This window comes from Bradyrhizobium cenepequi (genome assembly GCF_020329485.1).
In the GTDB taxonomy this organism is placed as follows: domain Bacteria; phylum Pseudomonadota; class Alphaproteobacteria; order Rhizobiales; family Xanthobacteraceae; genus Bradyrhizobium; species Bradyrhizobium cenepequi.
The window spans coordinates 127,147-140,683 of record NZ_JAGKJI010000014.1 but is presented as its reverse complement, the minus strand read 5'-3'; the positions used below and the strand labels follow the sequence as shown (position 1 = coordinate 140,683).

The following is a 13,537-nucleotide window of genomic DNA, read 5'->3' as shown; positions in this document are numbered from 1 at the left end:
TCGCGATAACCCAAGGACGTGGTTGTTGCGAAGACTGGTGCTGCCTTCGCGCTCAACAACTTCTTCCTGTGGTTGTGGGTCCCCGTCTTCGCGGGGACGACAGTGAGATCGAGATGACCACGTCGAACTCCAAATTTCGCAATACGAAGGAAGCGCCGACCGAGCCGTTCAAGCGCGCGCTGACCGCGTGCCTGAAAGCGATCGCGAAAGCGCCGGAGCTGGAAGTCTCCTTCGCCGCCGAGCGTCCGGGGCTTGCGCCCGGCAAGGCGCGATTGCCGGAGCCCGCGCGTAAGTTGACCAAGCGTGACGCTGCGATCGTGCGCGGCCATTCGGACTCCATCGCACTGAAGCTCGCCTGTCACGATCCCAAGGTGCATCGCAAGCTGATCCCGGGCAATCCGCAGGCGCGCGGCGTGTTCGAGGCGGTCGAGCAGGCGCGCGTCGAGGCGATCGGCTCGCGGCGGATGGCGGGCGTCGCGAAAAACCTGAACGCGATGCTCGACGATCATTTTCACCGCGGCAAATATGACGAGATCACCGACCGCGCCGATGCGCCGCTTTCGGATGCGCTGGCGATGCTGGTGCGCGAGCGGTTGACCGGAATGGCACCTCCCCAGGCTGCGCGCAAGATGGTCGATCTCTGGCGGCCGCTGCTGGAAGACAAGATCGGCACGCGACTCGATAAACTGGCGCGCTTCACCGAGGACCAGGCCAGGTTCGGCGACCTCGTGCATGATCTGCTGTCCGCACTCGACCTCGGCGACGAGCGCGACATCGACGCCGATGAGGACGACAACCAGGACGAAAATCCGGACGGCGAGAGCGATCAGGCCGGCGCCGAAGGCTCGCCCGACTCCGATGCCGCGCAGGAGATGAGCGCCGATCAGGCGCAGACCACCTCAGAAGAGATGTCCGAGAGCGCGATGGAAAGCGCGCAGGCTTCCACCAGCGACACCTTCGACGATGGTGAGCTCGGCGATGACGAAACGCCAGGCGAGGCGACGCGGCCGCATGCGCGCGGCGGCAACGAGCCGCGCGGTCCCGAATATCACGCGTTCGCGCCGAAGTTCGACGAGATCGTTGCCGCTGAAGACCTTTGCGATCATGACGAGCTGGAGCGCCTGCGCTCCTATCTCGACAAGCAGCTCGCGCATCTGCAGGGCATCGTCGCGCGGTTGGCCAATCGGTTGCAGCGCCGCCTGATGGCGCAGCAGAACCGCGCTTGGGAGTTCGACCTCGAAGAGGGGATTCTCGATCCCGCGCGGCTGTCGCGCGTCGTCACCGATCCTTATCACCCGTTGTCGTTCATGCACGAGAAGGAAGCAACGTTCCGCGACACCGTGGTAACGCTCTTGCTCGACAATTCCGGCTCGATGCGCGGCCGCCCCATCACGGTCGCTGCCACCTGCGCCGATATCCTGGCGCGTACGCTGGAGCGCTGCGGCGTCAAGGTCGAGATCCTCGGCTTCACGACGCGCGCCTGGAAGGGCGGGCAGTCGCGCGAAGCCTGGCTCGCCGCCGGTAAGCCGCCAAATCCCGGTCGGCTCAATGATCTCCGCCACATCATCTACAAGTCCGCCGACGCGCCGTGGCGGCGCGCGCGGAAAAATCTCGGCCTGATGATGCGCGAGGGCCTGCTCAAGGAGAACATCGACGGCGAGGCGCTGGACTGGGCGCACAAGCGCCTGCTGGCGCGTTCCGAGCAGCGCAAGATCCTGATGATGATCTCCGACGGCGCGCCGGTCGACGATTCTACGCTGTCGGTCAATCCCGGCAACTACCTCGAACGGCATTTGCGCCACATCATCGAGGAAATCGAGACCCGCTCGCCGGTCGAGCTGATCGCGATCGGCATCGGCCACGACGTCACGCGCTACTATCGCCGCGCCGTCACCATCGTCGATGCCGAAGAACTCGGCGGCGCCATCACCGAGAAGCTCGCCGAGCTCTTCAGCGAGACTCACGGCCCTGCTCCCGTAGAACGCCGGCCCAGGCGGCTGCATTCTTGAACATCATGAAATGACGCGCCGCGCCAACAGATCGCCTCATCTCGAGGAGCGGCGTCAGCGCTGCCCCTCGGATGACGAGGAAACCGACGGGCCTCATGGTTCGAGACGGCGCGAATGCGCCTCCTCACCATGAGGGACGGAGATCTTTCCCGCCGCCGCTTCCTGGGCTTTGCCGCGGCGGGGCTTTCGGCCGCGGGGTTGCCATACTTCGCGCGAGCGCAGACCGTTCTCGAGCCGCCGACGAAGCCGATCCTACCGGGCGAATCCACGGTGGCGGCGCCGGTCTCGATCGACGTCAATGCGCGGCCGCTGCCTTCCTTCGACATCCGCGATCGCTCACATGTCCGGTTCGGCGCGCTGGCGTATCGCAGCGGCTTGGTGCTGACCTCTTCCTTTCGCGGTTTCGGCGGCCTGTCGGCGTTGCGGCTCGACGCGAAGGGCGAACGCTTCATCGGCGTCAGCGACCACGGCCGTTGGTTCACCGGCCGCATCGTCTATAAGGGCCGCGAGATGACGGGGCTTGCCGATGTCGAGGCGGCGCCGCTGCTCGGCCCCGACGGCAAGCCGATCAGCGCGCGCGGCTGGTACGATTCTGAATCAATGGCGCCCGACGGCTCGCTCATCTATGTCGGGCTCGAGCGCGTCAACCAGGTGCTGCGCTTCGATTTCGCCAAGGGATTCACGGGCGCCCGCGGCGAGGTGGTGCCGCTGCCGCCGGCCGCGAGACGGCTCCCGAACAACAAGGGGTTAGAGGCGCTGGTGGTCGTGCCGAAGGGCCTGCCGCTTTCGGGAACGCTGATCGCGATTTCCGAGCGCGGCCTCGATGCTCAGGGCAACATCATCGGCTTTCTGGTCGGCGGCAAGACGCCGGGGCAGTTTTCCGTTCGCCGTACCGATAATTTCGACATCAGCGATGCGGTGCTGCTGCCCTCCGGCGACCTCTTGCTGCTTGAGCGCAAATTCTCCTGGATCAGCGGCGTCGGCATCCGCATCCGCCGCATCGAGCTTGCGTCCGTGGTGCCGGGCGCTGTCCTCGACGGTCCTTCGGTCTTCAACGCCGACCTCGGCAACGAGATCGACAACATGGAAGGCATCGACGCGCACACCACGGCCGAAGGCGATACGGTGATCACCATGGTCTCCGATGACAATTTCTCGCTGATCCAGCGCACGCTGCTGCTGCAGTTCACGCTGGTGGAATAGGGGACTGGTCTCCAGGTTGGCAAATCCGGCGGCTGGCGGAACGGTTCTTGCAGCGCCGAGGCGTCAATCGAAACCGAGAGCCATGATGCGCAAGTTCCTTCTTTTCGTTCTCACCGTCACGAGCCTGTTTGCCACCATTGCGCACGCCGAGATCTGGCCCTCGCGGCTGATCAAGGCGACGATTCCGTTCGGCGCCGGCAGCGCCACCGACGTGGTACCGCGCCTGGTGTTCGATCGGCTGTCGGCCGAGCTCGGCCAGCCCTTCGTGATCGAGAATCGCGCCGGCGCCGGCGGCACGCTCGGCACTGGCCTCGTCGCCAAGGCGGAGCCCGACGGCTATAACGTGCTCGCGCATTCCTCGGCGCTGATCATTGCGCCGGCCATCTTCCCGAACCTTCCTTTCGACGCGACCAAAGACCTATCATCCGTATTGATGATCGGCTCCAGTGCCAACGTCATGATCGTGCCGAAAGAGCGGCCCTGGAAAACCATCCAGGATTTCATTGCCGACGCCAAGGCGAAGCCCGGCTTGATCTCCTTTGGTACGGTCGGCGTTGGCAGCGCCGTGCATATCAGCGCTGAAAAATTCCGCCTCGCCGCCGGCATCGAGGCGACCCACGTGCCTTATCGCGGCGGTCCCGAAGTGATTGCCGATATCCTGGGCGGTCGCATTGATCTCTATTTCTGTCCGCTCGCGACTGCGCTGCCTTTGATCCGTGACGGCCAAGTGAAGGCCCTCTTGGTGTCGACGCCGAAGCGCGTCGCCGATTTGCCCGATGTGCCAAGTCCGCTGGAGATCGGTTTGACCGGTGCCGACAGCGTGAGCTGGTTCGGGATCTTTGTGCCGGCGAAAACGCCGCGCGACATCGTCGAGAAGTTTCATGCGGCTGGCATGAAAGTGCTGAACGATCCCGCGACGCAGGCAAGCCTGAAGAAGCTCGGTGTCGAGCCGATGCCGATGACGCCTGACCAGATGGACGATTTCATCAAGCGCGAGACCGCCGCTAACCTGGAGTTAATCAAGACTGCCGGAATCAAGCAGTAGCTGATAGCTTGAGGCCGGGTCGGAGCGTCGTTAGATAGGAGGGCAGTTTCCCTCCCAATGGTGGATCCCCGCATGAGCGCCCTGTTTTCCCCGATCGAGCTGCGCGGCCTGAAATTACCCAATCGCATCATGGTGTCGCCGATGTGCCAATATTCGGCAGAAGACGGCGAGGCCAATGATTGGCATTTCACGCATATCAACACGCTGGCGTTGTCGGGCGCGGCGATGTTCTGCATCGAGGCCACGCATGTGGAGGCCATTGGACGCATCACGCCCGGCTGCCTTGGTCTCTACAACGACGCCACCGAAGCCGCGTTGAAGCCGATCCTGGCTTCGGTTCGCAAGCATTCGAAGGCGGCGGTCGCGATGCAGCTTGCGCATGCTGGTCGCAAGGCATCGAGCCACCGGCCCTGGGAGGGCGGGCAGTTGATCCCGCTGTCCGAAGGCGGCTGGCAACCAGTGGCGCCATCCGCCGTGCCGCACAAGGAAGGCGAGGCGGCGCCGCTGGCGCTGGATGACGCCGGGCTCAAGCGCGTCCGCGATGCGTTCGTGACGGCAGCCAAGCGCGCCGACCGGCTCGGCATCGACGCGCTCGAGCTGCATGGCGCGCACGGCTACCTGATGCATCAGTTCTTGTCGCCGATATCAAACAGGCGCACCGACCAATATGGCGGTTCGCTCGAAAACCGCATGCGCTTTCCGCTCGAGGTGTTCGACGCCGTGCGTGCCGCATTCCCGGATCGCAAGCCCATCGGCGTCAGGGTGTCGGCAACCGATTGGGTCGAGGGCGGCTGGGACGTCGCGCAGACGATCGAATTCGCCAAGGAATTGAAGAAGCGTGGGGTCGACTGGATCGATGTGTCCTCCGGCGGCGTTTCGCCGTTGCAAAAGATTCCATTGGGCCCGGGTTATCAGGTGCAGCTGGCGCAGGCCGTGAAGGAAGCAAGCGGCGTCACCACGATCGCGGTGGGGCTGATCACGGAAGCGAAGCAGGCCGAAGAGATCGTCGCCTCCGGCAAAGCCGATATGATCGCGCTCGCCCGCGGCATGCTCTACGATCCGCGCTGGGGTTGGCACGCCGCTGCCGAACTCGGCGGACAGGTTGAGGCACCGCCACAGTATTGGCGCTCGCAGCCCTCGACTCAGAAGGCGCTGTTTGGCACGACCACATTCGGCACGCGGTAAATCATCACCGTTATTGCGAGCGAAAGTGAAATCGCTATCCCGCTTTGCGGCGACGAAAGCCACTATTCCGCCGCAACGGGGGTGGGTACTGTCGCTTGTTTGCATGAGATGCGACAGCCAAGTCGCGCAGAACACAAGCGAGAGGAAAGCCCATGGAACTCGGATATTTCGCGATGCCCTCGCATCCGCCGGAGTGCGGGTTGAAGGAGGGTCACGACTGGGACCTGCAGGTGCTCAGGTGGCTGGATGAACTCGGCTATCAGGAGGCGTGGATCGGTGAGCACCACACCGCGCCTTGGGAGCCGCATCCGTCTCCGGATCTGTTGGTCGCGCAGGCGTTGCTGCAGACCAAGAACATCCGCATCGGTCCGGGCGGCTTCCTGCTGCCCTACCACCATCCGGCTGAACTCGCCAATCGCGTTGCGATGCTCGATCATCTCTCCGATGGACGGCTCAATTTCGGCGTCGCGGCAAGTGGCCTGCCGAGCGACTGGGCGATGTTCAACGTCGACGGTATGTCGGGCCAGAACCGCGACATGACGCGCGAGGCGCTCGAAATCATCCTGAAGCTTTGGACCGACGATGCCCCGTGGACATACAAGGGCAAATACTGGACGGTGACGAAGCCGGACGCGATGTTCGACTTCCTTAAACCCCACCTGAAGCCGAAGCAGGCGCCGCATCCGCCGATCGGCGTCGCTGGCCTCTCCAAGAACTCTGATACGTTGAAGCTCGCAGGCGAACGCGGCTTCATTCCGATGAGCCTCAACCTCAACCCGGCCTATGTCGGCAGCCACTGGGATTCGGTGGAGGCGGGCGCAGCGAAAACCGGCCGCAAGCCGAGCCGACAGGATTGGCGATTGGTACGCGAAGTCTTTGTCGCCGACACTGACGAGGAAGCCTGGCGTCTGTCGACCGGCGACATGATGGGGCGGATGATGAGCGAGTATTTCCTGCCGCTGCTCGGTCACTTCGGCTTCAAGGATTATCTCAAAGCCGCGCCTGACGTGCCGGACAGCGACGTCAACGTCGAATATTGTGCCCGCCACAACTGGATCGTCGGCTCGCCCGCGACCGTCACCGAGAAGATCGAGAAGATCTACCAGGAGGTCGGCGGCTTCGGCGTGCTGCTCGTGTTCGGCTTCGACTACAAGCACAAGCCGGAAGCCTGGCACCACTCGCTGCAGCTACTGAAGCAGGAAGTGCTGCCGCGGCTGAAACATCTCGGCAGCGAGTTCGGCCGCGCGGCCTGAATCAGAGAATCGTGTGGGCAAAGTGACTACATCCACCGCAGCTCACGACGTGTGACAATGACAGCGTGCCCACCATCACGAGTGTAGTGCTTGATGGTGGGCACGCTGCGCTTTGCCTACCCTGCGAGAGCTGTAAGTCTGCAAAAATCGACAATCGCGGTAACTCATCGCTGCTATCAGCGCAATTTGTGGTGAACACGGGCTCGCCGACATGTGCAGCGCACATGCGAACGCTATCTTTCGCACGATCCGAAAGAGGCGTAGCCTGATCATCATCATGGGGGATCGGCACGATGCGGTCCCACGTACGAAGATTCGCCCACGTTTTCGAGCGCCTCGGCCTGGCCATGGCGGGAGCCGCGAGCGGCCTGTTCGTCGCGGCCCTAGTCGGGTCGACCATCACCGCCTTTACGTCGCAGGGATTTTTGCTGCTCATGATGATCTGCGGCGCGGTCGGCTTCTATCTCGGCATCGATACGCCGCCATCGCCAGCACAGCCGCCGAGTGGCCAACCGTCGCGCGGAAATATCGATGCGGCGGAATTCCTGAGCGCGGTGGGGACATTTCTCGCGGCGCTGGTGGCGTTCGTGTCGGTCCTCGTCATCGTGCTTCGCGGCGAGCCGCATATCGCCTGGACGGTGGCGATCATGATTGGATGGGTGTTCGGCGTCGCCATGCAGATTGTCGCTGGCACAATCGCACGCATTCGCCGGATCGGTTAAGCCTCCGATCCACCACCGTTACATTAGTTATAAATATATCAATAACTTACGAGCTTGGTCGGCGACTGCCTGTCGATCAGGCGTAAGCGCATCCGGTCTGCGTAGATCATTCTTGAGCATTGCTCAATTTTGGGCTATAAGCGTGAGCGTTGCTCAAGTCCATCGGAGGCCGCCCACATGGAAGCGCTCGTCGTGCAATTGACCCGGCAACTGACCGCGACCTTCTTCGACGATGTCTTCAAGTCCATCCTGGGAGCTGGCCAGTCGATTGCCCGCGTCGTCACCGCGCCGATCAATCGTATTGCCAATGCCTGCGACGTTGCCGGCGTGCTCGAGCGTCGCCGGCTCGCTGCACGGATGCGGCGTCGCGCGCGACAAATGCAGCGTCCGCACGGGCGCGGGCTGTTCGGTTCACTCAGCGAACTCACCTGAGACGAACGAACGGCGCAATTCGCCTCGATTGGCCAATCCCTAACCAGGGAATCACCATGCTCCGCATTGTCGATGGCCCACATGGCGGCACGTAGCCAGACACAAGGTCTCGTACATCTTTGCCTTGCATGGTCCACCAGTGCCGCGACCTGGTCGCGTCGAACCGGGAGGCATTCAAGAACACTAATGGCAACGGCATCACTGCTCACATTTCGCTCATCTTGATCCCAATAATCCAGAACGAATTTTGCAAGGCCTCCCGGCCGAACTGCCAAGGAACTGTTCATGATCAGACAGTTGATGTCGTCCCGCCGCTTTGCGCCGCTGTTCTGGGCGCAGTTCTGCTCGGCGCTCAATGACAACGTTCTGAAGAACGCGCTGGTCATCATCCTGCTTTATGGCGCGACCGCCGGCGAGAATGCATCGCTGGTGACACTCGCTGGCGCCGTCTTCATCTTCCCCTTCTTCGTATTATCGGCGCTCGGCGGCGAGCTCGCAGACAAGTATGTGAAATCGGTCGTCGCGCGGCGGCTGAAATTCGTCGAGATCTTTGCCGCCTGCTTTGCGGCAGCGGGCTTCTTCCTGCATTCGGTGCCGCTTCTGTTCGTGGCGCTGGCGCTGTTCGGCACGGTGGCTGCGCTGTTTGGCCCGGTGAAATATGCTGTCCTGCCCGACCAGCTTTCGGTCGCCGAGCTCGCCACCGGCAACGCGCTGGTCGAAGGCGCGACTTTCCTGGCGATCCTGATCGGCACCATCGCCGGTGGCCAGTTGGTTGCGGGCGCGAGCCACATGGGCTGGATCTCGCTTGCCGTGATCGGCCTGTCTGTTCTGTCCTGGGCGTTCGCCGCGCGCATTCCCGCCACCACGCCGTCCGCACCCGATCTCGCGATCACCGCCAATCCCTGGACCTCGACAGTGCGGCTGCTCAAGTCGCTCTACGCAGAGCCGCGTCTGTGGGACGGCATGGTGATCGTGTCCTGGTTCTGGCTCGCCGGCGCGATCGTGCTATCGCTGCTGCCTGCACTGATCAAGGAAGGTGTAGGGGGCACCGAAGGCGTCGTCACGCTGTGCCTTGCGACCTTTGCCATCGGCATCGCGACCGGTTCGCTGATCGCGGCCCAGTTCAGCCACGTCAGGCCCAATCTCGCGCTGGTGCCGACCGGTGCCATCATCATGGGCGTGGTCGGCCTTGATCTCGCTGCGGTGATCGGTGCTACCGTCCCCGGCAGCGGTGTGACCGCGGCAGCGTTTGCGACCTCGCTCGGCGGGCTGCACATGCTGGTCGGCTTCTTCCTGTTCGCCGTTGGCGGCGGCCTGTTTGTGGTGCCGTCGTTCGCCGCCGTGCAGGCCTGGACTGCGCCGTCGGAGCGCGCGCGGATCATCGCGGCCGGAAATATCCTGCAGGCCGGCCTCATGGTCGTGGGCTCGCTGTTCGTTGCGCTGCTGCAATATGCCGGGCTGTCGATCGCCTGGATCTTCTTCGGCCTTGCCGTCGCAAGCTTCGGTTCGGTGTGGTTCGTGCTGAGCAAGTGGGGCAAGGAGGGTGTGCGCGATTTCGGCGCGCTCTTGTTCCGTGCGCTGTTCCGCGTCGAAGTCCGCGGCATCGAAAACCTGCCGCCGACAGGCACGCGCATGCTGATCGCGCCCAACCATGTCAGCCTGGTCGACGGCCCGCTGCTGCATGCGACGCTGCCGATCGATGCCAGCTTTGCGGTCGATACCGGAATCGCAAAGGCGTGGTGGGCCAAGCCGTTCCTGAAGATGGTTCGCCACATCACCGTCGATCCGACCAAGCCGCTCGGCGCGCGTGACCTGATCAAGCTGGTCGCCTCCGCTGAACCTGTCGTGATCTTCCCCGAGGGCCGCCTGACCGTGCATGGCTCGCTGATGAAGGTCTACGACGGCACCGCGATGATCGCCGACAAGGCGGACGCCGTGGTCGTGCCGATCAGGATCGAGGGCGCGCAGCGCTCTCATCTCAGCTATCTCAAGAACGGCGAGATCAAGCGCTCCTGGTTCCCGAAGGTGACGATCTCGATCCTGCCGCCGGTCAAGCTGCCGCTCGACCAGTCGTTGAAGGGCAAGGCCCGCCGCAATGCCGCGGGCGCGGCGCTGCAGGATGTCATGATCGAGGCCATGGTGAAGAACGCCATGCTCGATCAGACGCTGTTCGAGGCGCTTGCCCATGCTCATCGCGATCGCGACACCGGCAAGGTGGTGATCGAGGACGCTCTGGGCACCAAGCTGACATATCGCAAGCTCATCCTCGGTGCGCAGGTGCTGAGCCGCAAGCTCGAGCAGGGTACCGCCGTCGGCGAGAATGTCGGTGTGCTCTTGCCGAACTCGGTCGGCGTCGCCGTTGTCTTCATGGCGCTGCAGAGCATCGGCCGCGTTCCGGCGATGCTCAACTTCTCCGCCGGCCCGGTGAACGTGCTCTCGGCGATGAAGGCGGCCGAGGTCAGGACCGTGCTCACATCCCGCGCTTTCATCGAGAAGGGCAAGCTCGACAAGCTGATCGCGGCGATCGCGACCGAAGCGCGCATCGTCCATCTCGAGGACATCCGTGCCACCGTGGGCGCGCTCGACAAGATCCGCGGGCTTCTCGCCGGCACCGCGCCGCGCGTCGCGCGCAGGGCGGATGATCCTGCCGTGATCCTGTTCACCTCGGGCTCGGAGGGCACACCGAAGGGCGTCGTGCTGTCCCATCGCAACATCCTCGCCAATGCGGCGCAGGCGCTGGCGCGGGTCGATGCCAATGGCAACGACAAGGTGTTCAACGTGCTGCCGGTGTTCCACTCGTTCGGACTTACGGGCGGCATGATGATGCCACTGTTCGCTGGCATTCCGATCTTCATGTATCCGTCACCGCTGCATTACCGCATCGTGCCGGAACTGATTTACCAGACCGGCGCCACCATCCTGTTCGGCACCGACACCTTCCTCACCGGCTACGCCCGCTCGGCGCATGCTTACGACTTCCGCACGCTGCGGCTGGTGCTGGCGGGTGCGGAGGCGGTGAAGGAGCGGACACGGCAGGTCTATATGGAGCGCCACGGCATCCGCATCCTCGAAGGCTATGGCGTCACCGAGACCGCACCGGTGCTTGCCATGAACACGCCGATGGCGAACCGTCCGGGCACCGTCGGCCGGCTGTCGCCCTTGATGGAATACCGCCTCGATCCGGTCCCCGGCATCGAGGAGGGCGGCCGGCTTTCGGTGCGCGGGCCGAACGTGATGCTCGGGTATCTCCGCGCAGAGAATCCAGGCGTGCTGGAGAAGCTCGCCGATGGCTGGCATGACACCGGCGACATCGTCACCATCGACGCCGCAGGCTTCATCGCCATCAAGGGCCGCGCCAAGCGGTTCGCCAAGATCGCGGGCGAGATGGTCTCGCTGTCGGCGGTGGAAGCGATGGCTGCCGCGTTGTGGTCGCAGGCGATCTCGGTCGCGGTCTCCATTCCTGATGCGCGCAAGGGCGAGCGCATCGTGCTTCTGACCACGCAGCGCGATGCCGAGCGGGGCGCGATGCAGCGCCAGGCCAAGGCGACAGGCGCCTCCGAACTCGCCGTGCCGGCCGACATCCGCGTCGTCGACAAGGTGCCGCTGCTTGGCTCCGGCAAGACTGACTATGTCGCGGCGACCGCGCTCGCCAGGGAACTCGCCACGGCGATGCCGGCGGCGGAGCCGATGGCCGAGGTGGCGTAGGGTTCGATGCTTCGCATCGCCCTGGAATGACGCTACGCTTGCAAGCAACCAACTAACAACGATGCCGGCGCGCGATGGCGACGCCGGCCGGAACTTCGGAGGAACCGCATGCCTCTCCCGCTTGATCCGGTGATCGAGAAGATCATTCCGCTGCTGCCGCTGCGCGATCCGAAGGTCATGACGCCGCAGAGCGCGCGGCAGCAACTGCGCGATCTCGCCGCCCAGCGCGCCGCGATCCCGCCGCCGCCGGTCGAGCATGTGAAGGACATCAACGTCGCCGGCGGCGCCGGGCCGCGGCCGGCGCGGGTCTATCGCAACGGCAGCGGGACCGCGCCGACGGTGGTGTTCTTCCACGGCGGCGGCTGGGTCGCGGGCGATCTCGAGACCCATGACCGGCAGGCGCGCAATCTCGCCATCGAGACCGGTGCGGTGGTCGTCTCCGTCAACTATCGCCGCCCGCCGGAGACGCGCTTTCCCGGCGCCTTCGAGGATGCCTTCGCCGCGGTGCGCGACGTGGTCGGCCGCATCAAGGAATTCGGCGGCGACGTGGCCCGTGTCGGCGTTGCCGGCGACAGCGCCGGCGGCAATCTTGCCGCGACCAGCGCGCTGGCCTGCCGCGACGCTGGGATCAGGCTCGCCGGCCAGTTGCTGGTCTATCCCGTCACTGACGTCGTCGGCAATTTCGCCGACGCTGCGGAGAATGCGCGGTTCCCATCGCGGGATGGGAATGCGGAAGGATACTTCCTGTCGCGTGCGGTGATGGAGTGGTTCTGCGGGCATTATCTCGAAGAGCGCGCGCAGGGCGCGGACTGGCGGGTCTCGCCGCTGCGGGCGAAGGAGTTGAAGGGTGTTGCTCCGGCCGTGGTCACCACCGCCTGGTTCGATCCGCTGCGTGATGAGGGCGTGGCCTATGCCAGCGCGCTGCGCGAGGCCGGGGTGCCGACCTGGCACCATGACGGGCAGGGCCTGATCCACGGCTATTTCGGCCTGGGCGACGCCTCTGAGGCCGCGCGTACCGAGGCGGAGCGGGCGCGGGCCGATTTCAAGGCACTGCTCGAGAAGGGCGTTTAGCGTTTAGCATCAGCCGACGGCGCGCAGGCCCTTCGCAAACGGGCTGAGGCCCAGCCATTGCTGCATCGAGCGGGCGATCGCCTTGTCGCCGGCGAGCTCGATGCCACCGTTTGCGACCTCGCGCTCGAGCGTGGCGACCCCCATCCACACCGCGGTCATCGTCCGCAGCGGGCTCGTCACATAGAGATCGACCTCGTAGCCGGGATCGGTCAGGCAGAGGTCGACGGTCTCACGATCGATCACCAGCCACCAGGATTTGCGGTCGCCGGGTAGCTCCGGATAGATGAAGTTGATGGTGCAGCGGCGCGGCGGCAGCGGCTCGGGGCGCAGGTTCCGCCGCATGTCCCACATCAGAAGCGACGGATCGAGGTTCTTCAGCGACAGCGAGGATTCGACCCAGCGCTGGCCCCAGAAGCCGAGCGACATGATGACTTCGCGCAGATCCTCGCCGGCCTGTGTCGGCCGATAGTCCATCACCCCCGGCTGGCCCGATGGCGTCACGCTGATCAGCCCGGCCACCTCCAGTTCCTTCAGCCGCTTCGACAGCAGCGAGGGCGACATCCGCGGCACGCCGCGCCGGAGGTCGTTGAAACGCGTGGTGCCGCAGAGCAATTCGCGCAGCACCAGCACGGTCCAGCGGCTGCAGACGATCTCGGCTGCCATCGCGACCGGGCAAAACTGCCCATAGCTTCCGCGCTCGGTGATGTCAGGCAATCGGCTTCTCCTAAAAAATGCGAGTCCCAAACGGCGGTAGTACAGATCTGCTAGCGCGCGGCCGGCACCAGGCCGAAGACGCGGGCCGAAAATGTAAGTATTCCAGACGCTGTGGAGACGAGGATCGATGGCCATAGCGTCGCAGTACAGTTCCTGAACTGGAGCGCTCTTTGCGGCGGAATTAGGCTCTCCCACGGT

At 64.3% G+C, this 13,537-nt stretch carries 10 protein-coding genes; 9 read left to right on the top strand and 1 reads right to left on the bottom strand.

Annotated features, from left to right (window positions below; all coding sequences use genetic code 11):
- The first annotated feature begins 113 nt into the window (after window positions 1-113).
- The 9 genes from cobT (at window position 114) to J6497_RS17425 (ending at window position 12,625) form a co-directional block, all read left to right on the top strand.
- The gene (gene cobT, locus J6497_RS17465) at window positions 114-2,009 is read left to right on the top strand and encodes a cobaltochelatase subunit CobT (protein ID WP_225705507.1); all 1,896 of its coding nucleotides are present in this window, start codon (window positions 114-116) and stop codon (window positions 2,007-2,009) included.
- 114 nt (window positions 2,010-2,123) lie between these two features.
- Window positions 2,124-3,212: an esterase-like activity of phytase family protein gene (locus J6497_RS17460; RefSeq protein ID WP_225705506.1), complete on the top strand. Its 1,089-nt coding sequence runs from the start codon at window positions 2,124-2,126 to the stop codon at window positions 3,210-3,212.
- Between the two features lie 85 nt (window positions 3,213-3,297).
- Window positions 3,298-4,257: a Bug family tripartite tricarboxylate transporter substrate binding protein gene (locus J6497_RS17455; protein ID WP_225705505.1), complete on the top strand. Its 960-nt coding sequence runs from the start codon at window positions 3,298-3,300 to the stop codon at window positions 4,255-4,257.
- A 72-nt stretch (window positions 4,258-4,329) separates the two neighbouring features.
- The gene (locus J6497_RS17450; RefSeq protein WP_225705504.1) at window positions 4,330-5,442 is read left to right on the top strand and encodes an NADH:flavin oxidoreductase/NADH oxidase; all 1,113 of its coding nucleotides are present in this window, start codon (window positions 4,330-4,332) and stop codon (window positions 5,440-5,442) included.
- A gap of 152 nt (window positions 5,443-5,594) precedes the next feature.
- Window positions 5,595-6,695 (top strand): LLM class flavin-dependent oxidoreductase, encoded by a 1,101-nt coding sequence (locus tag J6497_RS17445; RefSeq protein ID WP_225705503.1) that lies wholly within the window; start codon window positions 5,595-5,597, stop codon window positions 6,693-6,695.
- A 293-nt stretch (window positions 6,696-6,988) separates the two neighbouring features.
- Window positions 6,989-7,417, top strand: coding sequence for a hypothetical protein (locus tag J6497_RS17440; RefSeq protein WP_225705502.1), 429 nt, complete (start codon window positions 6,989-6,991; stop codon window positions 7,415-7,417).
- 177 nt (window positions 7,418-7,594) lie between these two features.
- A complete protein-coding gene (locus J6497_RS17435; protein ID WP_225705501.1) occupies window positions 7,595-7,849 on the top strand; it encodes a hypothetical protein in 255 nt (84 codons plus the stop codon).
- Between the two features lie 285 nt (window positions 7,850-8,134).
- Window positions 8,135-11,554: an acyl-[ACP]--phospholipid O-acyltransferase gene (locus J6497_RS17430; protein WP_225705500.1), complete on the top strand. Its 3,420-nt coding sequence runs from the start codon at window positions 8,135-8,137 to the stop codon at window positions 11,552-11,554.
- A 108-nt stretch (window positions 11,555-11,662) separates the two neighbouring features.
- Window positions 11,663-12,625, top strand: a complete 963-nt coding sequence (locus tag J6497_RS17425) for an alpha/beta hydrolase (protein ID WP_225705499.1) — start codon at window positions 11,663-11,665, stop codon at window positions 12,623-12,625.
- 9 nt (window positions 12,626-12,634) lie between these two features.
- Here the strand turns inward: J6497_RS17425 and J6497_RS17420 are convergent, their stop codons facing one another.
- On the bottom strand, window positions 12,635-13,330 hold the full coding sequence (locus J6497_RS17420) for a winged helix-turn-helix transcriptional regulator (protein ID WP_225705531.1): 696 nt from the start codon (window positions 13,328-13,330) through the stop codon (window positions 12,635-12,637).
- Window positions 13,331-13,537 lie beyond the last annotated feature (207 nt).

What these genes read in the sequence shown, in the direction of transcription:
- J6497_RS17445 (WP_225705503.1), top strand. Translation starts at nt 5,595, where the DNA reads ATGGAACTCGGATATTTCGCGATGCCCTCGCATCCGCCGGAGTGCGGG.
- J6497_RS17430 (WP_225705500.1), top strand. Translation starts at nt 8,135, where the DNA reads ATGATCAGACAGTTGATGTCGTCCCGCCGCTTTGCGCCGCTGTTCTGG.
- J6497_RS17455 (WP_225705505.1), top strand. Translation starts at nt 3,298, where the DNA reads ATGCGCAAGTTCCTTCTTTTCGTTCTCACCGTCACGAGCCTGTTTGCC.
- J6497_RS17450 (WP_225705504.1), top strand. Translation starts at nt 4,330, where the DNA reads ATGAGCGCCCTGTTTTCCCCGATCGAGCTGCGCGGCCTGAAATTACCC.
- J6497_RS17460 (WP_225705506.1), top strand. Translation starts at nt 2,124, where the DNA reads ATGCGCCTCCTCACCATGAGGGACGGAGATCTTTCCCGCCGCCGCTTC.
- J6497_RS17440 (WP_225705502.1), top strand. Translation starts at nt 6,989, where the DNA reads ATGCGGTCCCACGTACGAAGATTCGCCCACGTTTTCGAGCGCCTCGGC.
- J6497_RS17425 (WP_225705499.1), top strand. Translation starts at nt 11,663, where the DNA reads ATGCCTCTCCCGCTTGATCCGGTGATCGAGAAGATCATTCCGCTGCTG.
- cobT (WP_225705507.1), top strand. Translation starts at nt 114, where the DNA reads ATGACCACGTCGAACTCCAAATTTCGCAATACGAAGGAAGCGCCGACC.
- J6497_RS17435 (WP_225705501.1), top strand. Translation starts at nt 7,595, where the DNA reads ATGGAAGCGCTCGTCGTGCAATTGACCCGGCAACTGACCGCGACCTTC.